This window comes from Microbacterium sp. (assembly GCF_017305435.1).
GTDB lineage: Bacteria > Actinomycetota > Actinomycetes > Actinomycetales > Microbacteriaceae > Microbacterium.
In genome coordinates this window covers 130,274-155,047 of record NZ_JAFKIP010000004.1, presented here as the reverse complement: position 1 = coordinate 155,047, position 24,774 = coordinate 130,274, and the positions used below count along the sequence as shown (strand labels likewise).

Below are 24,774 nucleotides of genomic sequence, written 5' to 3'. Positions count from 1 at the left end.
CCTCCGACATCCCCGGAACTCACTCGCCCTCGTCCGCCGAGCTCGCCTCACCCTCCGCTTGAAGGTCACACCCGTGCGAAGGGCCGACGCCCACTGCGAGCGGCCGCTGAGCGCTCACGCGGCTCGTCGGCGGATCAGCTCGTCACGCACCTCCCGGCGGATGACCTTGCCCACGAGCGATCGCGGCAGCGCATCGAAGCGGACGACGGCCCGCGGGACCTTGTACGCCGTCAGATGTCGCCGTGCGTGCTCGCGGATCGCGTCCGCGTCGAACGGCGTGCCCTCGCGCATGACGACGGCCGCCGTGACGGCCTCGCCACCGTCCGCGCGGGGGATGCCGACGACGGCGGCATCCACGATGTCGGGGTCCAGCAGCAGGGCGTTCTCCACCTCGCTCGGGCTGATGTTGAAGCCGCCCGTGATGATGAGGTCCTTGATGCGATCGACGACGGTGAGGAAGCCGTCGGCGTCCGCCGTCACGATGTCGCCCGTGCGCAGCCACTGACCGTCCAGGAGCGCCCGCGCGGTCTCGTCTGGCTGCTGCCAGTACCCCGCGAACACCTGGGGGCCGCGCACGAGCAGCTCGCCCGGTTCGCCGATGTCCCGGTCCACGGCGGGGTCGTCCGGATCGACGATGCGGACGTCGGTGCTCGGGAAGGGCACGCCCACCGTCCCGGTGCGACGCAGCGGGCCCATCGGGTTCCCGATGCTGATGGGCGAGGACTCGGTCATCCCGTATCCCTCGACGAGGATGCCTCCGGTCGCCGTCTCCCAGCGCAGCACGGTCGCCTCGGGAAGCGCCATCGCACCGGAGATCGCGTTGCGGAGGCTCGTGAGGTCGAGCCCCGCACGGGAGGTGGCGCGGGCGAGGGCGTCGTAGATCGGCGGCACCGCCGGCAGGAACGTGGGCGGCGTGCGCCGGATGGCATCCAGCGTCAGACCGACATCGAACGTCGGGAAGAGCACGATCCGCGCACCGACGGAGAACGCCGTCGTGAGGCACAGCGTCAGGCCGTACGCGTGGAAGAGCGGCAGGACGGCGTAGAAGACCTCCTCGCCGGCCCGCAGGTCCGGGACCCACGCGACCGACTGCGCGGCATTCGACCGGAGGTTCCGATGTGTCAGGATCGCCGCCTTCGGGCGTCCCGTCGTCCCGCTCGTGAACTGCAGCACGGCGATGTCGTCGAGCCCGGGAGCCGCCGTGCGTCGCGAGATGCGCCGACCGGAGACGATCGATGCCCAGGGCGTCACGCCCTTCGCGGTGGGGCGGGAGGTGAGCGCCGCGCGGGACTCGCGGGCCTTGCGGACCGGGAGCCGCAGCATCGCGCGCATCCGCCACGGCATCGCATCCGTCATGCGCACGGCGACGACGCGCGCCGGGCGGATGTCCGAAGGGAGCTCGGCGATCGTGTCGGCCACCGCGTCCCACACGATCGCGACGCGGGCATGGTGGACCTCGAAGAGGTGCCGCAACTCCGGAGCCGTGTACCGGGGATTGTGCTCCACGACGATCGCGCCCACTCGCTGCGCGGCGTAGAACGCGATGACGTGCTGCGGGCAGTTGGGCAGGACGAGCGCCACCCGATCGCCGGCTCCGACGCCCAGCCGGCGCAGTGCCCCCGCCGCGCGTGCGACCTGATCGCCCACCTCCGCGTAGGTCGTCACCGCACCGAAGAACTCGAGCGCGGGCCGTTTCGGGTACCGCCCGACGGCATCGCCGAGCATGTCGACGAGGGTCTGCGTGACCGGCTCGATGTCGGCGGGAACCCCCTCCGCGTAAGAGGACAGCCAGGGGCGGGAGGCGAGTGGGTTCACCCGTCCAGCGTAGGACGGCGTCACTGCGGCGCGAGCATGGCGGTGCGTCAGCCGCGGAGCACCTCGAGCGCGTGCGCGAGGTCGGCGGGGTAATCGCTCGTGAACGTCACCCACTCCGTCGTCACGGGGTGCGTGAACGACAGCTCGTGCGCATGCAGCCACTGCCGCGTGAGACCCAGCCGTGCCGAGAGGGTCGGGTCGCCGCCGTAGAGCGGGTCACCCACGCAGGGATGCCGGTGGGCCGCCATGTGCACCCGGATCTGGTGCGTGCGGCCCGTCTCCAGATGGATCTCGAGAAGCGACGCCGCGGGGAACGCCTCGATCGTCTCGTAGTGCGTGATCGAGTCCTTGCCGTCGGGCGTGACGGCGAACTTCCACGAGTGCGAGGGATGCCGCCCGATCGGAGCGTCGATCGTGCCCGCGAGCGGGTCGGGATGCCCCTGGACGACGGCGTGGTAGATCTTGTCGACCTCGCGCTCCTTGAACGCGCGCTTGAGTGCGGTGTAGGCGCGCTCGCTCTTCGCGACCACCATGAGCCCGCTCGTGCCCACGTCGAGCCGATGCACGACCCCCTGGCGCTCCGCGGCTCCGGTCGTCGCGATCCGGTAGCCCGCCGCCGCGAGGGCGCCGAGGACCGTCGGCCCCTCCCAGCCCACCGAGGGGTGGGCCGCGACGCCCGCGGGCTTGTCGACCACGACGATGTCGTCATCGTCGTACACGATGCCGAGGTCGGGGACGGCGATCGGGACGATCTCCGGCTCCCGCCGGTCCTCCCATTCGACCTCGAGCCACGCGTCGGAACTGAGCTTGTCGCTCTTGCCGAGGGTGCGCCCGCTCATCCGCACGCCGCCCGCCTCGGCGATCTCCGCCGCGAAGGTCCGCGAGAATCCGAGGAGCTTCGCCAGGGCGGCATCCACGCGGACGCCGTCCAGACCACCCGGAACGGGCATGCTGCGTACCGGCACGATCAGGCCTCCGCGACGGGAGCGTCCGCCTTCTCGGCATCCTTCACCCGCGTGCCATCGAAACGGACGCCGACGAGGACCAGCAGCGCGACGGAGATCATCGTCGTCACGATGAAGATGTCGGCGACGTTGTAGATCGCGGGCATCATCCACGGCGTGTAGATGAAGTCGATCACGTGGCCGACGGCGAATCCGGGCTCACGCACGAGACGGTCGGTGAGGTTCCCCGCGATGCCGCCGAGGAGAAGTCCCAAGACGAGGGTCCACAGTCGCGAGCGGATGCCGCGCACCGCCAGGACCACGATGAACACCGCCGCAGCGGCGAGCACGATCGTGAAGACCCACGTCACGCCCTCGCCGAGCGAGAACGCCGCACCGGAGTTGCGGGTGAGATACAGCTGCAGCACATCCCCCCAGACGGGGACCGTCTCTTGATACGGGAGGTTCTGCAGCGCGAGATGCTTCGTGAACTGGTCGACGGCCAGCACCGTCACCGCGAGGATCGCGATGAGGATGCCGGCCGTCGGAGGACGCAGTCGCTTCCGATCCGCCACCGGCCCGCTCAGGACGCCGAGACGGACGAGCCGGAGGTCGCGCCCGTGACGTCGAGGTCGCGGAGCTTCTCCTCGATGAAGCCGCGGAGCTGCGAGCGGTAGTCGCGCTCGAACTGGCGCAGCTCGCTGATGCGGGTCTCGAGGGTCGCGCGCTCGGCGTCGAGGCGGGCGATCTCGTCGCGGCCCTTCGCCTCGGCGTCGGCGAGGATCGAGGCTGCCTGCGCCTGCGCGTCGGAGATGAGCTTGTCACGCTGCGCCTGACCCTCGGCGACGTGCTCATCGTGCAGGCGCTGAGCGAGCTCGATGATGCCGGCCGATGCGGCGGCGCCACCGGTTGCGGCGGCCGCGGCCGGCGCGACGACGGGCGCCGGTACGTCTTCGACGACGGTCTCGGCTGCGGCGACCTCGACGACGGGCTCCGGCTCGGCAGCAGTGGCCGCCGGTGCTGACGATGCGCCGGACTCGAGCTCGGCGACGCGCGCCTTCAGCTCCTCGTTCTCGGCGATGGTCTTGCGCCACTCGACGACGATCTCGTCGAGGAAGTCATCGACCTCGTCCGGGTCGAAACCCTCCTTGAAGCGCACGTGCTGGAACTGCTTCGTGACGACGTCTTCGGGAGTCAGAGCCATTGTTGTTTCCTCTTTCGGTGCTGACGACGAGGGCCGACAGGTTGCGGCGCGCCCCCCGGGCGGGCCGTGTCTGGAACAGCATAGTCCGCACATCTGTGACGTGCGAGGAGGGTGTTACACGCGAGCGATGGCTCCGGTGATCGACATGAGGACGAGCACGATGATCATCGTGAGGGGAAATCCCAGGTCCAGGGCGACCGGCCCCATCCGCAGCGGAGGGATGAGCCTGCGGAAGAAGCGGAGCGGAGGATCGGTGAGCGTGTAGACGATCTCGGCGAACACGAGCCCGAAACCCTTGGGTCGCCACTCGCGATTGAAGAGGGGGATGTACTCGAGGATCACCCGCGCGAGCAGGACGAGGAGGTAGACGAAGAGAAGGCCGTTGACGACGGATGCCGCCAGCTGCACGAACTCCACGATTACTGGGTGAAAGGCGCCGATTCGGGATCGGCCGGCGCCAGCGTGCCGTCGCCCGAGATCGCGACGTTCTCGGGCGAGAGCAGGAACACCTTGCTGGTGACCCGCTCGATGCGACCGTAGAGGCCCAGCGACAATCCGCTCGCGAAGTCGATGAGACGACGCGCGTCGGCGTCGCTCATCTGGGACAGGTTGATGATGACGGGGATGCCGTCACGGAAGTTCTCCGCGATGAGCTGCGCGTCACGGTACTGCTTCGGGTGGACGGTGAGGATCTCGCTCACGGCGCCCGGCGCGGTCGGCTGACGCACGACGGCGGGACGGTGCAGGGGCGTCACGGGAGCGGCCTTCTCGACGGACCGCTCGACCGCGCGCTCGCGGCGGGCCGGGGTCTCGGCGACAGGCTCGTCGTAGACCTCTTCCTCGTCGGCGAGGCCCAGGTACACCATGGTCTTCTTGAGCGGGTTCGACATCGCATCCTCCGTTTGCTCGTCTGTTCTGAAGGCTATCCGTGCATGGGCCGCGGGCCCGTGATTGCCGTGCCGATCCGCAGGTGTGTCGCGCCCGCGGTGATCGCTTCGACGTAGTCTCCCGACATGCCGGCCGAGATCCACCCGGCATCCGGCACTACCCGGCGCACCGCGGCGCTCGCGTCGTGCAACCGCGCGAAGGCGGCCGCCGGCGCCTCCGCGAGGGGCGCGACCGCCATCACGCCGCGCACGCGCAGGGACGGGCACCGCTCCGCGATGTGCTCGGCGAGGTGGGCGGCATCCGCCGGCGCCGCTCCCCCGCGGGCGGGATCGTCGGTGAGGTTGATCTGCACGAGGATGTCGAGAGGTGGGACGTCGAGGGGCGGGATGTCGAGGGGCGCCCCGTCCTGGCCGGCCGCGTGCAGAGCGTCGGCGACACGATCACGATCGACCGAGTGCACGACGTCGGCGGCGGCGCGCACCGCCCGCGCCTTCTTCGTCTGGAGCTGGCCGATGAAGTGCCAGCGCAGCCCGTCGAGCGGCGGGAGCTCGGCCCGTTTCGCGGTGAGGTCCTGCTGCCGGTTCTCGCCGACGTCCCGCACGCCCAACGCGTGCAGGCGCTCGACGAGGGATGCCGGGTGGAACTTCGTCACGACGATCCGCGTGATCTCCGAAGGAGCACGGCCCACCGACCTCGCGGCATCCGCGATGCGCTCGTCGATGTCGGCGAGCCGTGCGCCCAGCGCGCTCGCTCCCGGGGCGTCCGTCACTTCAGGAAGTCGGGGATGTCCAGGTCGTCGGAGCCGTACACCGAGTCGTACGGGTCGGCCGACGCCGCGGACACCGCAACCGACTCGCGCTCCTCCGCGGCGACGACCTCGCGCGCGGCCTCCTCGGCCGGAACCGCGGGCACGACCGGCGTGGTCACGGGGCGCTGCGCCGTCATGGGCTCGATGCGCGCCTGCGGCTCACCGCCGTCGAAGCCGGCCGCGATGACCGTGACCCGCACCTCGTCGCCGAGGGTGTCGTCGATGACGGTTCCGAAGATGATGTTGGCCTCGGGGTGCGCGGCCTCCTTCACGAGCTGCGCAGCATCGTTGATCTCGAAGATGCCGAGGTTCGATCCGCCCTGGATCGACAGCAGCACGCCGTGAGCGCCTTCGATCGACGCCTCGAGGAGGGGCGACTCGACCGCCAGCTCGGCGGCCTTGATCGCACGATCGGCTCCGCGCGCGGAGCCGATGCCCATGAGGGCCGATCCCGCCCCCTGCATGACCGACTTCACGTCGGCGAAGTCGAGGTTGATGAGACCCGGCGTCGTGATGAGGTCGGTGATGCCCTGGACACCGGCGAGGAGCACCTGGTCGGCGGTCGCGAACGCCTCGATCATCGAGATGCCGCGGTCGCTGATCTCGAGGAGGCGGTCGTTCGGGACGACGATGAGGGTGTCGACCTCTTCCTTGAGCTTGTTGACGCCCGCGTCGGCCTGACTCTGCCGGCGACGGCCCTCGAAGGAGAACGGGCGCGTCACGACACCGATGGTCAGGGCGCCGATCGACTTCGCGATGCGCGCGACCACGGGCGCGCCGCCCGTGCCGGTGCCGCCGCCCTCGCCGGCCGTGACGAAGACCATGTCGGCGCCCGCGAGGGCCTCCTCGATCTCTTCTGCGTGATCCTCCGCGGCGCGGCGTCCGACCTCGGGGTCTGCACCCGCGCCGAGACCGCGCGTCAGCTCGCGGCCGACGTCGAGCTTGACATCGGCGTCGCTCATGAGGAGCGCCTGCGCATCGGTGTTGACGGCGATGAACTCGACGCCGCGAAGGCCGAGCTCGATCATCCGGTTGACGGCGTTCACGCCGCCACCACCCACGCCAACGACCTTGATCACTGCGAGGTAGTTCTGGTTCTGGCTCATGCCGGCCTCCATCGTGTCCCGAACCCGAAACGTCTAAACCTTGAACCTCAAGTTGAGGTTTAAAGAATTGCCGAGTATGCAATTCCTTGATTGAAGGTATGCGGCATCACGATCGCCCGCCGCGAACGGCTGGGCGTGTCGCGGACAAACCCGTGTCGGCCGGCGGGACGGAGCTCAGCGCACGACGACGGCGCCCGGCGAGGACACGTCGTAGACGGAGACGCTGCCCGGCGGTCGCGCGCTCATCATCGCCGCGAGGACTTGAGCCTTCTTGCTCGAATCGTCGGCGTTGCCCCAGACAACGGACGTCCCGGTACCGCCGAGGGTGAGGGTGACGTCGTTGGGCGTCGTCGCCGACATCGCCGTCACCTGCGCCCGGATGTCAGCCGGGAGGGTGCGGAACACGGTGCCGATCGCGGCGAACGCCGGCGACCCGATTCCCCCCGTCACCGTGATGACGGGGTGGCCCGCGGGCGGATCGGGCGTCGTGGAGAGCGCGACGCCCGCGGCATCCACGAGCGTGAAACCCGCCGCCGACTCGACCGAGCCGATCGGCGTGCGCTCGACGATGCGCACGACGAGCTCGTGCGGAGGCCGCGCCTCGAGCGTGTAGGACTCGACGAGGGGGAACTGCACGAGCGCGGCCTTCACCGCGGAGGAGTCGACGCGCGCGAGGGGCGTGCCGATCTGGCCGGAGAGCGCCTGCTCGACGGCGCCGGCGTCCAGGGTCTGCGTACCGGCGACCGTCACCTTCTGGACGGCGAACAGCGGGCTGTACGCCGCGCCGAGCGTCCCGAGCACGAGCACGACGAGCGCGGCCACGACGGTGATCCAGATCGCACGCCGCCGTCGCTGCCGGGCGGTGAAGCGGCGCACCTCGGCGCGCAGCGCCTTGCGGCGCGCGCGGGCGGCGGCCCACACGTCGCGCACACCGATGGATTCGGATGCCGCATCGTCGGACCCGGCGCGAACCCGGCTCGGCTCTTCCGCTTCGCGAGGCGCGTCGCCCTCGGGCGGCGCCGGCTGATCGGCGAGCCGCGTCGACGCCCCAGGGCGCGCGACGGGGTTCGGGAACAGGATCGGGTCAGCGGCGGGCGGCGGAGCGTCCGCCTCGACGGCTTCGCGTGGCGTGGGCGCCTGCGGCAGCGGAGTCGGGCGCCGCACTCGTCACGCCCCGGTTCCGGCGGCGATTCCGGGGGCGGTCTCCGAGGCGCTTTCCCCCGTGGCATCCGTCGCCTCGAGCGCGGCGAGCACCTGCGGGATGATCTGGTACACGTTGCCGCAGCCGAGCGTGATGACGTAGTCGCCCGGGCGCGCGACCGAGGCCGTGTAGTCGGCCGCCGCCTGCCAGTCCGCGACGAAGTGCACGTGCGACGGGTCGGCGAAGGCGCCGCTCACGAGCTCCCCCGTGACGCCGGGGACCGGATCTTCGCGCGCCCCGTAGACGTCGAGCATCACGGTGTGGTCCGCGTGCCGTTCGAGGACCTCGGCGAACTCGCGGTACATCTCCTGCGTGCGCGAGTAGGTGTGCGGCTGCTGGATCGCGATGATGCGCCCGTCGCCGACGACGGTGCGCGCCGCGGCGAGAGCGGCTGCGACCTCGGTCGGATGGTGCGCGTAGTCGTCATAGACGCTCACGCCGCGCTGGACGCCGTGCAGCTCGAACCGGCGCACGGTGCCCGCGAAGCCCTCGACGGCGCGCAACGCGCCCTCGAGGTCGTAGCCGAGGCCGAGGAGCACGGCGACGGCGCCCGCCGCGTTGATCGCGTTGTGCGCACCGGGCACGGCGAGACGGCCCGAGACAGTGACGCCGGCGTGGGTGAGCGTGAAGGAGACCGGACCCTCGGTCACGATGTCGGTGACGCGCACGTCGGCCGCGGCATCCTCGCCGAAGGTCACGACCCGCGGGTGCGTGAGGGATGCCGCGACGCGCCGCGCACCGGGATCGTCGGCGCTGATCACGACCGCTTCACGCGCCTCGTTCCCGAACGCCACGAAGGCATCGTAGAAGGCGTCGCGCGTGCCCCAGTGGTCGAGGTGGTCGGGGTCGACGTTCGTGATCAGGGCGACCGACGTGTCGTACAGCAGGAAGGTGCCGTCGGACTCGTCGGCCTCGATGACGACCAGGTCATCGGATCCGGTGCCGCTGGAGACACCGAGGTCGGCGATCACTCCCCCGCTGACGAAGGTCGGATCGGCCGCGAGCGCCCGCAGCGCCGTCACGATCATGCCCGTCGAGGTCGTCTTGCCGTGCGCCCCGGCGACGCTGACGAGGCGGCGTCCGCCGATCAGCCAGTGCAGCGCCTGCGAGCGATGGATGACGTGGAGACCCCGCTCCTTCGCGAGCAGGAACTCGGGGTTCTCCGGCCAGATCGCCCCCGTGTGGATCACGGTGTCGACGTCGTCCGGCAGATTCGCAGCATCGTGACCGACGCGGACGTCGGCGCCGCGCGCGGCCAACGCGCGCAGGGCGGCGCTGTCAGCGCGGTCGGAGCCGGACACACGGATGTCGCGATCGAGGAACATCCCGGCGAGCCCGGACATGCCCGAGCCGCCCACGCCGATGAAGTGCGCGGCGGTGATGTCGTCGGGGATGGGGAGGGTGAGATCGGGGCGAATCATGGCCCGTCAAGTCTAGGTCGGTGGGCGCGGGAGGGCGTCCGCGGCGCGCTGCGGCGGCATCCACCGCGACATCGGGCGTCTGCCACGACATCGGTGGCGCAGGTATCGGGGTCAACCGCGACGAGTCCGGCGTTCGCGCCACCTTCTGTTGGCAATGTCGCGGCGGCGGGCTCGAGGGCGTCCGCGGCGGCAGTGATTGTATTGGTGACACATTGATACGAACGGCGTACAAAGAGGGGATGTCGGATTCCCTGGACATGCGAACCATCAGCACGATCATCATGATGATCGTCTCGATCGCCTTCGTCGTCGTGCTCGTCGTTGCGGCGAGACCTCGCGCGGGTGAACGAGGGCTGCTGAAGTTCTCGGAGCGTTCGGGACTTCCGATCCCCGTGGCGAGTGCTGATCACCTTCGCGCGCGCGTCCGGCGAGGCACGATCGCGGACGCCGTCGGCGGTCTGGTCGGCATTGGTCTCGCAGGCGTGCTGATCGCGACGCCGCTCGGGACAAGCGTGCTCTTTCCTCTTGCCGTGGTTCTGCCGGTCGTGGGGGTGTCGGTGATGCTCGCCGGCACGGGCGCCGCGGTGCGCCACAGCCTCTTCACACCTTCGACCGGTGCCCCCCGCATCGCGCGCTCACACGTCACCACGCCGGCCGACTACCTACCCACCATTCCGCGCGTCCTGGCATGGGTGGTCGCCGGAGCGGGCCTCATCGCGGGGTGCGTTCTGGTCCTGGTCTGGGCGCGAGCCGGCGTCCCACGCCCGGAGTTTGCCGTGGCCGCCGTGATCGTGGCCGTCGTCGCCCTCGGATCATCCGCGGCCATCCCTGCACTCGACCGTGCGATCCTCAGCCGGCCTCAGCCCGCGACGACGCCGCTCGAGCTCGCATGGGATGACGAGTTCCGAGCGTCGACGCTGAGCGCGGTGCGACAGTCCAGCACGACCCTCGGCGTTGTCGCACTCTTCTTGATCGGCTTGGCCCTGTCGACCTCCTCCGATCGCGCCCTGGGATGGGGACCGGTGTTCATCAACCTGGCGATGCTCGTCCTCAGCCGGATCTATCCCACCAACGGCGTGCCGCTTCCCCGCCCCCTGTTCCCGAACGGCATCCGCGTCGCGGCGGGGAGCACGACATGATCGTCCTCGACCCGGCATCCGCGGTCCCGACGTTCGAGCAGCTCCGGAGTCGGCTCGTCGACGACATCTCCTCGGGAGAACTCGTGGCGGGCGCACGCCTTCCCACCGTTCGCCGTCTCGCCGACGATCTTGGCGTCGCGCCGGGCACCGTGGCCCGCGCTTATCGGGAGTTGGAGACGGGCGGCTTCATCGAGACGCGGGGACGCAACGGATCTTTCGTCTCCCCGCAGGGGAATGCCGCGAGTCGGCAGGCGCAACGCGCGGCAGCCACGTTCGCGGAGCAGGTCCGATCCTTGCGGATCAGCGCCGATGAGGCGCTCGCGCTCGTCGCCGCAGCGCTGCGGCACGAACCGACCGCCGGCTGACGTCGCGCACGAACTCCGCAGATCACCACGTGCTCCGCACGAGCATGCGCTGTTCGGTGCGGAGTACGCGCCATTCTGCGGACTACGAGCGGCGCGTATCAGCGGCCGGGGCGCGCCGAGCCGAGCGCCCGGTCGATCTGGGCGATGACGTTCTCGGTGCCGGCGCGCGCGGCGGGCGCGATGCGCGCGGCCGCCGCACGCATCGCCTCCTGCGCCTCGGCATCCTCGAGTAGCGGCACGATGTCGCGCCGCACGCGATCCGCCGTGAACTGCGCGTCGGGGATGAGCCGTGCAGCACCTGCCGCGACGGCGGATGCCGCGTTGCGGGCCTGCTCGCCGTTGCCGACCGCGTACGGCACGTACACGGCAGGGATGCCGAGGGCCGTCAGCTCGCTCACTGTCGCCGCCCCGGCACGCGAGACGACGAGGTCGGCGAGGGCGAGCGCAAGGTCCATCCGATCGAGATAAGGCACCGCGACGTAGGAAGGATGCCCGGACGCGGGCACGCCGTTGCGTCCGCCGACAGCGTGGAGGATCTGCCACCCCGCGTCGACGACGTCCCTCCACGCGCCCGCGAACGCCTCATTGAGCCGCACGGCGCCGAGCGACCCGCCGAACACGAGGAGTACCGGACGATCGGGATCGAGCCCGAAGAACGAGGCCGCCTCACCGCGCTGGGCGACGCGGTCGAGAGCGAGCAGCTCGCGGCGCAGCGGCATCCCGACCACCTCGCTGCCCCGCAGTGGCGTACCGGGGAAGGTCACCCCGACGGCGGCCGCGCCGCGCGCGCCCAGGACGTTCGCGAGGCCCGGCCGAGCGTTGGCCTCGTGCACGACGACGGGCACTCCCTCGCGACGCGCCGCGATATACGCGGGCGCAGATGCGTAGCCGCCGAAACCGACGACGACATCCACGCCGTGCTCCCGGATGTGCGCGCGCACCTGCGCGATCGCGCGCCGCCACGCCACCGGGAAGCGGAGCGCGGCGCCGTTCGGTCGCCGCGGAAAGGGCACCTTGTCGACGATCAGCAGTTCGTAGCCGCGCTCGGGCACGAGCCGCGACTCAAGCCCCTCGCGCGTGCCGAGGACGAGGATGGATGCCTCGCCGTCCCGCTCGCGCAGGCCGTCGGCGACGGCGAGCAGCGGGTTCACGTGGCCGGCGGTCCCCCCACCGCCCAGAAGGAAGACCGGGCTCGGATGCGCTGCGCTCACCCGATCGAGATTACCGCGCGACGGGCGCGCCCCCGCGCGGAGCGGACGCCCCGCGCCCAGCCGTGCCGCCGACGGGAGCCAAGCTGCGCGCAGGCAGCGTCCGCGCGAAGGACAGGAGGACGCCGCACGCGATCAGCACCGACAGGAGCGACGTGCCGCCCTGCGACATGAACGGCAGGGGGACGCCCAGCACGGGGAAGATCCGGAGCACGACGCCCATGTTGACGATCGCCTGGCCGACGATCCACACGGTGATGCCGCCCGAGACGATCCGGATGAACGGATCGTGGGTCTTGCGGATGACGTGGAACGCGCCGATGGCGAACAGCGTGAACAGCACGAGGACCACGATGCAGCCGACGAGCCCGAGCTCCTCGCCCAGGATCGCGAAGATGTAGTCGTTCGCCTTCGCCGGGAGCCAGCCGTACTTCTCGCGCGAGTTGCCGAGGCCGAGGCCGAAGATCCCGCCGCTCGCGAGACCCCACACCCCGTGCACGGCCTGATAGCAGTCGCCGGTCGCCGCGTTGTAGCAGGAGGTCGAATCGAAGTTCACGAGGCTGCTCATGATGCGCGCCATGCGGTTCGGGCTCGTGACGGCGAAGTACACGGCAGCGAAGACGACGAGGGCGAGCGGCACGACGAACAGGCGCAGCCGCACGCCGGAGAAGAAGAGGCATCCGAGCAGGATCGCCATGAGGACGAGGCCCGTGCCGAGGTCGTGGCTGCCGACCGCGACGAGCCCGATGACGAGGCCGCCGACGGGGACCACGGGGATGAAGACGTGCTTCCACGACGTCAGCAGCGACTGCTTGCGGTAGAGCACGTAGCCGAGCCACAGCGCGAGGCTGAGCTTCAAGAATTCCGAGGGCTGCGCTTGGAAGCCGCCGACCTGGATCCAGTTCTGGTTGCCGTCGTTGGCGACACCGAGACCCGGGATGAACACGAGCAGTTGGAAAGCCGTCGCGAGGATGAGGCCCGGCCACGCGACCTTCTTCCAGAAGGCCACCGGAAGACGGGAGGCGACGAACATCAGCGGGATGCCGATGATCGCGAACGCCGCCTGCTTGAGCACGGTCTCGAACGGCCCCTCGCCGGCCGCGAGCGAGTCGGCCATCGTGGCCGAGAGCACCATCACGAGACCAAAGCCGGTGAGGATCAACGCGGTCGACGCGATGAGGAGGAATTCCGCCGGAACCGCCGCTGAGACGCGCCCGAGTGAAACGCGCGCGGCGAAGCCGGCTCGTGCGGGCTCTGCCGACGGCACGACGATTGGTCGCGTGTTCGGTCGGGTGCGCCCGGTCGTGGTCGTGGCCACCGGCACCCCCGTCGTCGTCACTCCTCGGCGTCTCCGCCGAACCTCTCCTGCACGGCCCGCGCGAAGCGCGTGCCGCGGTCGGCGTAGGAGGCGAACTGATCGAAGGATGCCGCGGCCGGAGCGAGGAGGACCACGTCTCCGTCACGGGCGATCTCCGCCGCCAGCGCGACGACCTCTGCCATGACGTCTTCAGTCTGAGCGTGGTCGACCTCGAACAGCGGAATGGCGGGCGCGTGTCGCCCGAACGCCTCCACGATCCCGGTGCGCTCGACGCCGATCACGATCGCCGCCTTGACGGCTCCCCCGCGCGCGGCGACGAGGTCGGCGATGTCGACGCCCTTCAACTGACCTCCGACGATCCATACCGCCCCCGGAAAGGCGGCGAGAGAGGATGCCGCGGCGTGCGGATTGGTGGCTTTCGAGTCATCGATCCACGTGACGCCCGCAGCGACGGCGACGATCTCGATGCGGTGGGGATCGAGTCGGAACCCGGCGAGGGCGCGCGCGACGGCCTCCGGCGCCACCTCCAGGGAACGTGCGAGAGCGGCGGCGGCGAGGATGTTCGCGACGATGTGCGGCGCGGCGAGACCCCGCGCGGCGAGGTCGGCGACCGTCGTCAGCTCGAGCGCGCTCGTTCGGCGGTCCTCGAGGAAGGCGCGATCGACGAGGATGCCGTCGACGACGCCCATGTCGCTCGGGCCGGGAACGCCGAGGTCGAATCCGATGGCGCGGCATCCCTCGACCACCTCGGCCTCTTCGACCATCTCGCGCGTCGCGGCATCCGCCTTGTTGTAGACGCACGCCACCCGGGTATTCCGATAGACGACGGCCTTCGCATCGCGGTAGGCGCGGGCGGAGCCATGCCACTCGAGGTGGTCGTCCGCGAGATTGAGGCACACGCTCGCGTGCGGAGACAGAGCGCCCGGGCCCTCGGCGAGCGACAGGTACCAGAGCTGGTGGCTGGAGAGTTCGACGACGAGCGCGTCGAAGCCGGCAGGATCGCGCACCGCATCGAGGACGGGCACGCCGATGTTGCCGACCGGTGCCGCGCGCAGGCCGCCCGCGACGAGCATCGCGGCCGTCAGCTGCGTCGTCGTCGTCTTGCCGTTCGTGCCGGTGATGAGGACCCACTCGGCGGGTGTCCCGTCCGCCCGCACCACCTTGTCGCGCACGCGCCAGGCGAGCTCGATGTCGCCCCAGAGCGCGATGCCCTGCGCACGCACCCATTCGATGACCGGATGGTGCGGCGCGAACCCGGGAGAAGCGATGACGACCTCGGGTGCGAAGTCGACCAGTTCCTGAGGGGCCGAGGAAAGGGGTCCCTCCCACAACCGGGCGCCGATGACGGGAACGAGACGTGCGTACTCCTCGCTCGCGGACTCCGTCACCACGAGCACCTCGGCGCCGAGCTCGGCGAGGGTGTCCGCGGCGGAGAATCCCGTCACGGAGAGTCCCAGCACGGCGACGCGCAGCCCCCGCCAATCGGCGTGCCAGCTGCGCAGCGCGTCGAGGTCGCGCGCCGGGGCCGAGGATGCGTCGTCCGTCACTGCGCCGCCAGCCACTCGACGTAGAAGAGCCCCACGCCCATGACCGCGAGGATGCCGGCGATGATCCACATCCGCACGACGATCGTGATCTCGGGCCAGCCCCGCATCTCGAGGTGATGGTGGAACGGGCTCATGAGGAACAGGCGCTTGCCGCCGGTGGCCTTGAAGTACCAGCGCTGCAGGATCACCGACCCCGGCCCGATGATGAAGATGCCGGCGATGATGATGGAGAGGATCTCCGTGCGCGAGAGCACGGCCATCGCGACGATGACGCCGCCGATCGCCATCGAGCCGACGTCGCCCATGAAGATCTTCGCCTTCGGCGCGTTCCACCAGAGGAACCCGACGAGCGCGCCGACGAAGGACGCCGCGATGATCGTGAGGTCCATCGGGTCGGCCGTGTCGTAGCACGCCGCCTGATACGCCGTGACGAGGGCATCCGATGTGCAGCGCTGCTGGAACTGCCAGAACGTCACGAGACTGTAGGCCGACACCGTGAAGATGCCGGCGCCCGTCGCGAGGCCGTCGAGACCGTCGGTGAGGTTCGTCGCGTTCGACCACGCGACGGACAGGAAGGAGACCCAGACGAGGTAGGCGATCCATCCGATGACGGTGCCGAGGGCGAGGAACGACAGCATCGGGATGTCGCGGAAGAAGGAGATATAGGGGGATGCCGGGGTCTGCCCGACGCTGTTCGGGAAATTCAACGCGAGGATGCCGAACGGCACCGCGACGATCACCTGACCGACGATCTTGCGCCAGCCGGAGAGGCCGAGACTGCGCTGCTGGCGCACCTTCATGTAGTCGTCGATGAAGCCGATGGCGCCGAGACCGACCATCATCCAGATGACGAGCAGTCCCGAGATCGACGGCGGCGATCCCCCCGTCAGGGTGCCGACGAGGTAGCCGACGATCGAGCCGAGGATGAAGATCACCCCGCCCATCGTGGGCGTCCCGCGCTTGGCGTGGTGCGAGGGATTGTGCGCGTCCTCGGGCGTGCGGATCACCTGGCCCCAACCGAGCTTCTCGAACAGCCGGATGAACAGCGGCGTGAGGAAGAGGGTGAAAGCCAGCGAGATCGTGGCGGCCGAGAGCAGGGATCTCACGAGAACGATTCTCCCAGACGATCGCCCAGGTGGCGAAGACCGGCGGCGTTCGACGATTTCACGAGCACCCGATCGCCGTCGCGGAGCTCCGTGAGGAGGTAGTCGTACGCCTCGTCGGCGGTCTCGAAGAAGACGGCCTCGCCGTCCCACGAGCCTTCGCCGATCGTCGAGATGAACATCCGCCGCGCCTCGCGGCCGACGACCACGATCCGCTCGATGCGCAGGCGCACGGCGAGGAGTCCGACGCGGTCGTGCTCCTCCCCCGCGGCATCCCCCAGTTCGCTCATCGCACCGAGGACGGCGACCTTGCGCTGCCCGGGTCCGGTGATCTGCGCGAGGGTGCGCAGCGCCGCCGCCATCGAGTCGGGGCTCGCGTTGTAGGCGTCGTTGATGATGCGCACCCGATCCGAGCCGAGCGGCTGCATCCGCCAGCGTTCGGCGATCTCGACGGTCTCGAGGCGTGCGATCGCGTCGGCCGGGTCGACGCCCAGCTCGCGCGTGATCGCGATGGCGGCCAGCGCGTTCATGACGTGGTGCTCGCCGAGGACTCTGAGGCGCAGCGGCATCCGCCGTTCGCCGTCGTCGTCACGCACGACGATCGTCGATGTCGTACCGGCGGCGGTGACGTCGACGTCCTCGGCGCGGACATCGGCCGCCGGTCCCCGGCCGAACCAGCGGACCGCGACGCCCCGGGATGCCGCGACCTCGGCCATCGCCGCGACGCGCGCGTCGTCGGCATTCAGGACCGCGAGCCCGCCGGGGCGGATCGCCTGGACCAGTTCGGTCTTGGCGCGCTGCGTCGCCTCGATCCCGCCGAAGCCGCCCGCGTGGGCGAGACCCACCATCAGGACGGCGCCGATGTCGGGGGTGACGAGGCCGGCGAGCCGGGCGATCATGCCGCCCTCGTCGGCGCCGAACTCGCTCACGAGGAAGCGCGTCGACGCGGTCACCCGCAGCATCGTCAGCGGCGCGCCGACGTCGTTGTTGAAGGAGTTGCGGGGCGCGACCGTCTCGCCCTCGTCCTGCAGGATCCGCTGCACGAAGTTCTTGGTGGTGGTCTTGCCGTTCGAGCCGGTGATGCCGACGATGCGCAGATCCCCTGCAGCGCGGACGCGTGCGACGACGGTGCGGGCGAGGTCCGCAAGGGCCTGCACGACGTCCGGGACGACGATCTGCGAGATCGCGGCGTCGATGCGGCGCTCGGTGAGCGCGAGCGCCGCGCCGGCCTCGGCCGCGGCACCGACGAACAGGTGCCCATCGGTGACCTCACCCGGCTTCGCGACGAAGATGTCGCCCGGTCCGATCTCGCGCGAATCGGTGTCGACCGTGCCGGCGACCGTCGTCTCCGCCGTGTCGCCGCCGGCAGGCTCGAGGATGCCGCTGACGGCGTCTGCGAGTTCTGCGAGGGTCATCCGGATCATGTGTGCAGGTTCCTCACGCGGCGGGGCGCGTCACTGGGTGACGGGGAGCAGGGGCGTCGCTTCGTTCGACGGCATGATCCGGTAGTGCGTCAGCACCTGCATCATGGCTTTCTTGAAGACGGAGCGGTTCGCCGACGACATCGTGTTGGTCTTGGGCTCGTCGAAGAGCGTCAGAACAACGTACTGCGGATCCTCCGCGGGCGCGAAACCGACGAGCGAGGTCATGTAGAGCCCGTCCTTGTAGCCGCCGTTGCCGTCCGGCACCTGCGCCGTGCCCGTCTTCACGCCGAGCCGGTAGCCGGGGATGTTGATGTCGGCCGCGAGCGTCCCCTGCGCGTAGACGTTCTCGAGCATCTGCGAGACCTCCGACGCCGTCTCGGGCTTGATCACCTGCACGGGGTCGGGTTCGTCCGGGGTCACGACCGTGCCGTCCGCCTCCGTGCACGACTCGACGAGGCGCGCCGGCAGCCGCACGCCGCCGTTCGCGATCGTCTGGAAGACGCTCACCACCTGTGTCGGGGTCACGGTGAAGGCCTGACCGAACGTCGTCGTGTAGTACGTCTGGTTGTCCCAGTTCGCGGCGTCGGCGCTGAACCCGGCATCCGGCGAGCCCGACCAGTTCAGCGCATCGCCGCCGCCGACACCGAAACGCTCGAGGTACTGCTGACGCACCTCGGGGGCGACCGTCGTGCCGAACTGCGACATCGCGACGTTCGAGGATTCCACGAGGCCGCCCGTGAGAGTCAGGTTCTCGGTGGGGTGGCTCTCCGAGTCGTTGATCACGGCGCCGTTCGGGAACTGGATGCGGTCGGGCGTCTCGACGGCGGACGTCGGCGTGAGGCCGGCCTGCTCGATCGCCGTGGCAGCCGTGACCGGCTTGAATGTCGAACCGGGCTCGTACGAGACCCGCAGGAGGCGAGACCCGCGGTCATCGGCCGCGGAGGCCCCCGGGTCGTTGGGGTCGACGGTGGGCGTCTCGGCGATGGCCCGGATCTTGCCCGTCTTCGCCTCCATCACGATGATCCCGCCCCAGTCGGCCTGGTAGTGCGCGGTCTCCTCGGCGATGAGCTGCTGCATGTACCACTGCAGATCGCCGTCGATCGTGAGCTTCAGCGTGCCGCCGTCGACGGCGGGCGTCTCCTTCTCGGTGCCGGGGATGATGACCCCCGACGTCCCGCGCTGATAGGTGATCTTCCCGTCGGTGGGCTGAAGGCATGACTGCTGCAGGTCCTCGAGGCCCTCCAGCGGCGTGCCGTCGGATCCGACGAAGCCGAGGATGTTGCCGGCCACCGCGCCGTCGGGGTACACGCGCGACGGATGCTCGTCGTAGTACAGGAATGGGAGCTTCAGATCGGCGAGGGCGCGGTACTCCTCCGTCGAGACATAGCGCTTGATCGTCGCGTACTGGGAGGACGCGTCCTTCGCGAGGGCGTCGGAGACGATCCCCTGCACGTCATCGGCGGTCTGACCCGTGACGGCGGCGATGCGCGCCGCGAGCTCGGGCCACGGCGTCTTCTCGTTCTTGCCGTCCGGCCCCTCGATCGGGTTGCCGTCGGCATCCTCCTTGTCGATCCCCTGAACGGCCAGAGCGGGGTCGATCTGCACGTCGTACAGCGTCGTGCTCGTCGCGAGCACCGTGCCGTCCGCGTCGACGATCTGGCCGCGCGCGCCGTACAGCGTCTGCGATTTCCCCGTCGCGAGGCTCTCCGCCTCGGAGATGTGGTCGTTCGCGTTGACGACCTGGATGTCGACCAGCCGCACGACGAAGGCGGCGAGGATGCCGAGAACGACGGCCAGGGCGACGACGGTGCGCCGACGCGGGCTGCGGGTTGCGCGAGTCGTCATGAGATCAGTGTGTGGCGGGTGTCGGCAGACCGTCGGCGATCGCGGGGGGTGTCGAGGATTCGGCGCCCGCGGCGATCGCCTGATCGGCGACGCTCGCGCCCGAATGGAGGGTCGCGGCGGGGTCGTTGACGAGCGGGACGCCCGCCACGAGGGCGTTCGAGACCGCGGCCTGCGTGAGGGCGTTCACCGAACTGGCCCCGTTGGACCCCGCGTCGGTGCCGACGATCGTGCTGTCGCTCAGTCGGAGGTAGGTCGGCGCCTGGCCTGTCACCATGCCGAGGGCGGCCGCGTTCGCCGCGAGGTACTGCGGCGAACTGAGGCCCGCGAGCGAATCGGTGAGCATCTGCTTCTGGTAGTCGAGGCCCTGCTGCCGGCTCGAGAGCGCGGACAACTCGTAGGAGCTCTGCGTCGTGAGGATCGACAGCCCCATCTGCGCTGCCGCGATGAGCACGGCGCCCGCGACGGCGATGACGCCGTACAGCAGGCGCGGGCGGCGCCGCGGGAGCGGACGCTCGAGCGCCCGCAGGCGACGTTCCGGTTCGCGCCCCGGCGCGAGATCGGGCGCTGTGCGGGGCGCGGGACGCGCGGGGGCTGCGGCGATGCTCATACGGCCTCCGCGATTCTCTCGGCCGCGCGCAGACGCACGGGGGTGGCACGGGGGTTGCGGGCGCGCTCCTCGTCGGAGGCGAGCTCGGCGCCCTTCGTGAGGAGGCGGAACCGCGGCGCGTGCTCGGGCAGCTCGACCGGCAGGCCCGCGGGCGCGGTGGATGCCGCCGCCTCGGCGAACTCACGCTTGACGAGCCGATCCTCGAGAGACTGGTAGCTCATGACGGCGATCCGTCCGCCGACGCGCAGAAGCCCCAGCGCGGCCGGGAGGGCGCGCTCGAGGACCGACAGCTCGGCATTGACCTCGATGCGCAGCGCCTGGAAGACGCGCTTGGCGGGGTGACCGCGACCCTCGCGCTGCACGGCGACAGGTGTCGCGGCGACGAGGATGTCGACGAGCTGTCCCGACCGGAGGATCGGGGCCGCACCGCGTGCCGCGATGATGGCGCGCGCATAGCGGCCGGCGAGCTTCTCCTCGCCGTAACGCTCGAAGATCCGTCGCAGATCGCCCTCGCCGTACGTCGCGACGACCTCCGCGGCGGTGATGCCCTGCGTCTGGTCCATGCGCATGTCGAGCGGGGCGTCCTGCGCGTAGGCGAAGCCGCGATCCGCCTCGTCGAGCTGCAATGACGAGACGCCGAGGTCGAAGAGGATGCCGTCCACGCGCGGCGCTCCGGCGGATGCCGCGGCATCCGCGATGTCGTCGTACACGGCGTGGACGAGCGTCACGCGGTCGCCGAACCGCGCCAGACGCTCCCCCGCGAGACGCAACGCGTCGGTGTCGCGGTCGAGGCCGATGAGGCGGAGGCCGTCGAAGCGCTCCAGCAGGCCCTCCGAGTGGCCGCCCATGCCTTCCGTGGCGTCGATGACGACCGCACCGGGCCGGGTGAGGGCCGGCGCGAGCAGCTCGATGCAGCGCTCGAGGAGGACGGGAGTGTGGATGTCCGACGTGCTCATGATGTGCGGGGCGGGATCCGGAGCTCCGATCCCCATCCGCCTGACCTGGCACCGGGGAAGTGTGTCAGGGCGTGCGGCTGGGAGTCGGAACCACGGGTCAGAAGAGGCCCGGAATCACCTCCTGCTCCATGTCCGAGTAGCTGTCTTCGTTGCCTTCGGCGTAGGTGTTCCACGCCTCGGCGTCCCAGATCTCGGCGTGCGCACCGACACCAGTGACGACGAGCTCGCGGCCGAGGTTGGCGTAGGTGCGCAGGTGCGGCGGGATCGTGATGCGGCTCTGGCTGTCGGGCTTCTCGTCGCTCGCACCGGAGAGGAACATGCGCTGGAAGTCGCGGGCCTGCTTGTTGGTGAGCGGCGCTTCGCGGATCTTCTCGTAGACCCGCTCGAACTCCTTCGTGCTGAACACGTAGAGGCACCGTTCCTGGCCACGGGTGACGACGACGCCGTCGCCGAGATCGGTCCGGAACTTGGCGGGGAGGATGACGCGGCCTTTGTCGTCGAGCTTGGGGGTGTAGGTGCCCAGAAGCATCCGCGACCACCCCCCTTCGCTCCGGCCCGCCTCAGGTGTGCACCACTTTACTCCACTTCCCTCCACTTCACTATGGTTCGGACGCGGTTTCCCTCCCCCGAACGCAAAAAAGCACCGACCCGGAGGTCGGTGCTCTCTGTCGTGCCGGGACGAGCCCGGTCACATACGCGTCAGTGGTCGCCTTGGCGGCGGTCCCAGCGGTCGTTCATGCGATCCATGAACGATGAGGACGAGCCCGTCGGCTTCTTGGCGGCCGCGGGAGTGGAGGAATCGCCGGGCACGGTGCCCCGCGCAGACGCGGCGCCGCGCGCGGGCGTGACGGCGAGGACGACGCCCGCAACCATCACGACGAAGGCGATGACGCCGACCACGATCAGGCTGCTCGAGACGCCGAAGACGAGTCCGCCGAGGCCCACGAGGACGAGGATGGTGCCGTACACGATGTTGCGGTAGCTCAGCGTCTGTCCATCGCGGGGCGCGACGACATCCGCGTCCTTGTTCATGAGATGGCGTTCCATCTCATCGAGCAGGCGCTGCTCCTGTTCTGACAGCGGCATGCGTGCCTCCTTGAGGCCGGGTCGTGCTGGCGATTCGGTGCACACGATTCTAGTCGTGCGCTCGAGAACTAGGCTAGGCCCGTGATCCCCTCCCCGGCGCCGATCGAGGCAGTTTCCCAGCGACTGGCAAGCTTCCTCGACACCCGGGCCCGCGAATGGAGCGGATTCGGCCCCGAGGCGACGGTGTTCGTCGAGAACGCCGCATCGACGCTGTCGGGGGGAAAGCGGCTGCGCGCCCGCTTCTGCGTCACCGGCTGGCAGGCAGTCGCCGACCACGGCGACGCTCCGAAGACACCCTCCGGCGATGTCCTGGCGGCGGCCGCGGCGCTCGAGATCTTCCACGCCGCCGCGCTCGTGCACGACGACATCATCGACAACTCCGACACCCGTCGCGGACGTCCCGCCGCGCATCGCGCGCTCGAGGCGGAGCACACCGCCTCCGGGTGGGCCGGATCGGCCGAGGCGTTCGGCCGGTCCGCCGCGATCCTCCTCGGCGACCTGCTCGTCGCGTGGAGCGACGACCTCCTCGAGGACGGCCTCCGCGACGCCCCGCACGCCGCGGGCGCGCGGGATGTCTACGGTCTCATGCGCAGGGAGGTGACGGTCGGGCAGTTCCTCGACATCGCGGAGGAGGCGGCCTTCGTCACCGCTCCCGACGCGGAGCACGCCGAGCGCGCGCTGCGCGTGGCATCCCTCAAGTCTGCGCGGTACTCGATCCAGCACCCGCTGCTCCTGGGCGGTGCGCTCGCCGGCGCGGATGCCGCGCAGTCGGCGGCCCTGTCGGCGTTCGGGCATCCGCTCGGACTCGCGTTCCAGCTGCGCGACGACGTGCTCGGCGTCTTCGGCGACAGCGCCGTCACGGGAAAGCCCTCCGGCGACGATCTGCGCGAGGGCAAGCGGACGGTGCTCGTGGCGTACACGCGCGAAGCGCTGGGCCCAGCGGAGCGGCGCACGTTCGACGCGCTCATCGGCGATCCGACACTGGATGCCGCGCAGGTCGCCGCCGCGCAGGAGACGATCGCCGCCTCCGGCGCGCTCACACGCGTGGAAGGCCTGATCGACGCCTACGCGGACGAGGCCGACCGCGCGCTGCGCGATACTCCCCTGGCGGCAGGCCCCGTCGAGGCGCTGCGCGCGCTGGCGCGCGACGCGACGGCGCGCGCGTCCTGAGACGTCCTCGCGCCGAACGCCCGACGTCGCGACGCTCAGGCGAGCGTCTGCGCGACGCGGCGCACTTCGCTCTTGCGCCCGCGGCGGAGGGCCTCGATCGGTGCGAGCCCGATGGACTCCTCCTCGCTGAGCAGCCAGTCGATGAGCTCGTCGTCGCTGAAGCCGGCATCCTGCAGCACGATCACCGTGCCCCGCAGGGACGACAGCGGCGCTCCGTCGACGACGAAGAGCGCGGGGACGGCGAAAACGCCCGTTCGCTTGCTCCCGACGAGGGCGCGGTCGTCGATCAGCCGACGGACCCGTCCGAGCGGCACACCCAGCACCTCGACGAGGTCGGGCATGGTCAGCCAGTCGGTGGAGACGGAGGGGGATACGGCATCGGTCACCCTCTCACTATCGCAGGTCGTCGGCGCCCTCAGGGGCGAGCGTGCACCGCAGAATCGCATCGCGATGGAGCATCCGGATCTCATCTGCCACACAGACCACACTGATCACACTCATTGACACCCGTACACATCCGTGTCACGGTGGCCGGGTCGAAGAAGGGGGAAGTTCTTGCGATCACTGCTCCTGCCGACCCCGTCGGCGCTCACCGCCACGACCGCCGTGCTCGGATCGGTGTCTCTCGCGCTCTCGGGCGCACCCGCGCCGACCGCCGGGGCGCGCGCCGATGCCGCCCCCGTGTTGCTCCGTGCCGTCACTCCCCCGCCCCACGCGTTCCTCCGCGCGGCCCTCGCCGCGCCGGACACCTACGTCGTCGTCGCCGGCGACACCGTGAGCGGCATCGCGGAGCGGTTCGAACTGGCGACCGGCGACGTCCTCGCGCGGAACGGCCTCGACTGGTCGAGCATCATCCACCCCGGCGACGAGCTGACACTGTCCGGCGCCGCGGCGACCGTAGGCCCGGCCGCCGACGCCTCGGCGCCCGCCGCGACGGACACGCCCGCGGCCGCGGCATCCCGCGTCGTCGTCGCCGGCGACACGCTCTGGGCGATCGCGGCGGACGCCGGGGTCTCACTCGATGCGCTGCTCGCGGCCAATGCGCTTCCGCCGGGCGCCATCATCTACCCCGGCCAGAGCCTCGCCCTGCCCGGACCGGCCGAATCGCCCGCACCGGCGTCCGCACCGGCGACCGCGTCCGTGCCTGCGGCGGACGCGCCATCCGTCGCCGGGCTCGACGACGATCAGATCGCGAACGCGCGCATCATCATCCGGGTCGGGAGGGAGCGCGGCGTGCCGGATCGCGGCATCGCGATCGCGCTCGGAACGGCCATGGTCGAATCCTGGATCCGCAACCTCGATTGGGGCGATCGCGATTCGCTGGGCCTGTTCCAGCAGCGCCCCAGTACGGGATGGGGCACGTCGGACGAGATCCTCGATCCGGCGCGCGCGGCCGCGGCGTTCTACGGCGGACCGGATGACCCCGGCGGCGACGCGACGCGCGGCCTGCTCGACGTCCCGGGGTGGGAATCGCTGCCGTATGCCGATGCCGCGCAGGCGGTGCAGGTCTCAGCCCATCCCGACCGCTACGCGGCGTGGGAGCAGCAGGCCTATGCATGGCTCGCGGCCCTGGGGTGAGTCGATCTGAGTCGCGCGGCGACGGGTCCGGAGCCTCCTCC

General features: G+C 70.4%; 25 protein-coding genes. 4 read left to right on the top strand and 21 right to left on the bottom strand.

Annotation, left to right across the window (positions count from 1 at the left end; translation table 11 throughout):
• Positions 1–114: 114 nt before the first annotated feature.
• The 10 genes from J0I43_RS06860 to murC all read right to left on the bottom strand — a co-directional run bounded on the left by J0I43_RS06860 (position 115) and on the right by murC (position 9,387).
• Positions 115–1,815 carry a long-chain-fatty-acid--CoA ligase gene (locus J0I43_RS06860; RefSeq protein WP_292861030.1) on the bottom strand — a complete coding sequence of 567 codons (1,701 nt, stop codon included), beginning with the start codon at positions 1,813–1,815 and terminating at the stop codon, positions 115–117.
• A gap of 47 nt (positions 1,816–1,862) precedes the next feature.
• Complete coding sequence (locus J0I43_RS06855) at positions 1,863–2,780, bottom strand: RluA family pseudouridine synthase (RefSeq protein ID WP_292861027.1); 918 nt, start codon at positions 2,778–2,780, stop codon at positions 1,863–1,865.
• A gap of 2 nt (positions 2,781–2,782) precedes the next feature.
• Positions 2,783–3,334 (bottom strand): signal peptidase II, encoded by a 552-nt coding sequence (gene lspA / locus J0I43_RS06850; protein WP_292861024.1) that lies wholly within the window; start codon positions 3,332–3,334, stop codon positions 2,783–2,785.
• A gap of 8 nt (positions 3,335–3,342) precedes the next feature.
• On the bottom strand, positions 3,343–3,963 hold the full coding sequence (locus J0I43_RS06845; protein WP_292861021.1) for a DivIVA domain-containing protein: 621 nt from the start codon (positions 3,961–3,963) through the stop codon (positions 3,343–3,345).
• A 114-nt stretch (positions 3,964–4,077) separates the two neighbouring features.
• On the bottom strand, positions 4,078–4,380 hold the full coding sequence (locus J0I43_RS06840; RefSeq protein ID WP_292861018.1) for a YggT family protein: 303 nt from the start codon (positions 4,378–4,380) through the stop codon (positions 4,078–4,080).
• Positions 4,381–4,382: 2 nt separating this feature from the next.
• The gene (locus J0I43_RS06835; RefSeq protein ID WP_292861015.1) at positions 4,383–4,853 is read right to left on the bottom strand and encodes a cell division protein SepF; all 471 of its coding nucleotides are present in this window, start codon (positions 4,851–4,853) and stop codon (positions 4,383–4,385) included.
• Positions 4,854–4,885: 32 nt separating this feature from the next.
• Positions 4,886–5,620 (bottom strand): YggS family pyridoxal phosphate-dependent enzyme, encoded by a 735-nt coding sequence (locus J0I43_RS06830; protein ID WP_292861012.1) that lies wholly within the window; start codon positions 5,618–5,620, stop codon positions 4,886–4,888.
• Positions 5,617–6,765, bottom strand: a complete 1,149-nt coding sequence (gene ftsZ, locus J0I43_RS06825) for a cell division protein FtsZ (RefSeq protein WP_292861009.1) — start codon at positions 6,763–6,765, stop codon at positions 5,617–5,619. The genes J0I43_RS06830 and ftsZ overlap by 4 nt, the downstream gene beginning before the upstream one ends.
• A gap of 174 nt (positions 6,766–6,939) precedes the next feature.
• The gene (locus J0I43_RS06820) at positions 6,940–7,929 is read right to left on the bottom strand and encodes an FtsQ-type POTRA domain-containing protein (protein WP_292861006.1); all 990 of its coding nucleotides are present in this window, start codon (positions 7,927–7,929) and stop codon (positions 6,940–6,942) included.
• Positions 7,930–7,932: 3 nt separating this feature from the next.
• Positions 7,933–9,387, bottom strand: coding sequence for a UDP-N-acetylmuramate--L-alanine ligase (murC, locus tag J0I43_RS06815; RefSeq protein ID WP_292861003.1), 1,455 nt, complete (start codon positions 9,385–9,387; stop codon positions 7,933–7,935).
• A 239-nt stretch (positions 9,388–9,626) separates the two neighbouring features.
• Between murC and J0I43_RS06810 the strand changes: the two genes are divergently transcribed.
• Both J0I43_RS06810 and J0I43_RS06805 read left to right on the top strand, forming a co-directional pair.
• Complete coding sequence (locus J0I43_RS06810) at positions 9,627–10,526, top strand: hypothetical protein (protein ID WP_292861001.1); 900 nt, start codon at positions 9,627–9,629, stop codon at positions 10,524–10,526.
• Entirely contained in the window at positions 10,523–10,891 is a 369-nt protein-coding gene (locus J0I43_RS06805) for a GntR family transcriptional regulator (RefSeq protein ID WP_292860998.1), read from the top strand. The genes J0I43_RS06810 and J0I43_RS06805 overlap by 4 nt, the downstream gene beginning before the upstream one ends.
• Before the next feature lie 98 nt (positions 10,892–10,989).
• Here J0I43_RS06805 and J0I43_RS06800 read toward each other — a convergent pair whose 3' ends face one another.
• From J0I43_RS06800 to J0I43_RS06755, 10 genes are all read right to left on the bottom strand, one after another.
• A complete protein-coding gene (locus tag J0I43_RS06800; protein ID WP_292860995.1) occupies positions 10,990–12,102 on the bottom strand; it encodes a glycosyltransferase in 1,113 nt (370 codons plus the stop codon).
• A gap of 10 nt (positions 12,103–12,112) precedes the next feature.
• Positions 12,113–13,372 carry a putative lipid II flippase FtsW gene (gene ftsW, locus J0I43_RS06795; protein WP_292861947.1) on the bottom strand — a complete coding sequence of 420 codons (1,260 nt, stop codon included), beginning with the start codon at positions 13,370–13,372 and terminating at the stop codon, positions 12,113–12,115.
• A 62-nt stretch (positions 13,373–13,434) separates the two neighbouring features.
• Positions 13,435–14,964 (bottom strand): UDP-N-acetylmuramoyl-L-alanine--D-glutamate ligase, encoded by a 1,530-nt coding sequence (murD, locus tag J0I43_RS06790; protein ID WP_292860992.1) that lies wholly within the window; start codon positions 14,962–14,964, stop codon positions 13,435–13,437.
• On the bottom strand, positions 14,961–16,070 hold the full coding sequence (mraY, locus tag J0I43_RS06785; RefSeq protein WP_292860989.1) for a phospho-N-acetylmuramoyl-pentapeptide-transferase: 1,110 nt from the start codon (positions 16,068–16,070) through the stop codon (positions 14,961–14,963). Before mraY ends, murD begins: the two co-directional genes overlap by 4 nt.
• The gene (murF, locus tag J0I43_RS06780) at positions 16,067–17,491 is read right to left on the bottom strand and encodes a UDP-N-acetylmuramoyl-tripeptide--D-alanyl-D-alanine ligase (protein WP_292860986.1); all 1,425 of its coding nucleotides are present in this window, start codon (positions 17,489–17,491) and stop codon (positions 16,067–16,069) included. The genes mraY and murF overlap by 4 nt, the downstream gene beginning before the upstream one ends.
• Before the next feature lie 30 nt (positions 17,492–17,521).
• Positions 17,522–19,336, bottom strand: coding sequence for a penicillin-binding protein 2 (locus tag J0I43_RS06775; protein WP_292860983.1), 1,815 nt, complete (start codon positions 19,334–19,336; stop codon positions 17,522–17,524).
• A gap of 4 nt (positions 19,337–19,340) precedes the next feature.
• The gene (locus J0I43_RS06770) at positions 19,341–19,943 is read right to left on the bottom strand and encodes a hypothetical protein (protein WP_292860981.1); all 603 of its coding nucleotides are present in this window, start codon (positions 19,941–19,943) and stop codon (positions 19,341–19,343) included.
• The gene (gene rsmH, locus J0I43_RS06765) at positions 19,940–20,899 is read right to left on the bottom strand and encodes a 16S rRNA (cytosine(1402)-N(4))-methyltransferase RsmH (RefSeq protein ID WP_292860979.1); all 960 of its coding nucleotides are present in this window, start codon (positions 20,897–20,899) and stop codon (positions 19,940–19,942) included. Before rsmH ends, J0I43_RS06770 begins: the two co-directional genes overlap by 4 nt.
• A 97-nt stretch (positions 20,900–20,996) precedes the next feature.
• Entirely contained in the window at positions 20,997–21,428 is a 432-nt protein-coding gene (gene mraZ / locus J0I43_RS06760; RefSeq protein ID WP_292860977.1) for a division/cell wall cluster transcriptional repressor MraZ, read from the bottom strand.
• Positions 21,429–21,598: 170 nt separating this feature from the next.
• Positions 21,599–21,985, bottom strand: coding sequence for a DUF3040 domain-containing protein (locus J0I43_RS06755; RefSeq protein WP_292860975.1), 387 nt, complete (start codon positions 21,983–21,985; stop codon positions 21,599–21,601).
• An 84-nt stretch (positions 21,986–22,069) separates the two neighbouring features.
• Between J0I43_RS06755 and J0I43_RS06750 the strand changes: the two genes are divergently transcribed.
• Positions 22,070–23,155, top strand: a complete 1,086-nt coding sequence (locus tag J0I43_RS06750) for a polyprenyl synthetase family protein (protein WP_292861944.1) — start codon at positions 22,070–22,072, stop codon at positions 23,153–23,155.
• Positions 23,156–23,190: 35 nt separating this feature from the next.
• Here the strand turns inward: J0I43_RS06750 and J0I43_RS06745 are convergent, their stop codons facing one another.
• Positions 23,191–23,541 carry an Rv2175c family DNA-binding protein gene (locus J0I43_RS06745; RefSeq protein ID WP_367267546.1) on the bottom strand — a complete coding sequence of 117 codons (351 nt, stop codon included), beginning with the start codon at positions 23,539–23,541 and terminating at the stop codon, positions 23,191–23,193.
• Between the two features lie 169 nt (positions 23,542–23,710).
• On the opposite strand from J0I43_RS06745, the gene J0I43_RS06740 reads away from it, so the two are divergent.
• Positions 23,711–24,733, top strand: a complete 1,023-nt coding sequence (locus tag J0I43_RS06740; protein WP_292860973.1) for a LysM peptidoglycan-binding domain-containing protein — start codon at positions 23,711–23,713, stop codon at positions 24,731–24,733.
• Positions 24,734–24,774: the final 41 nt, after the last annotated feature.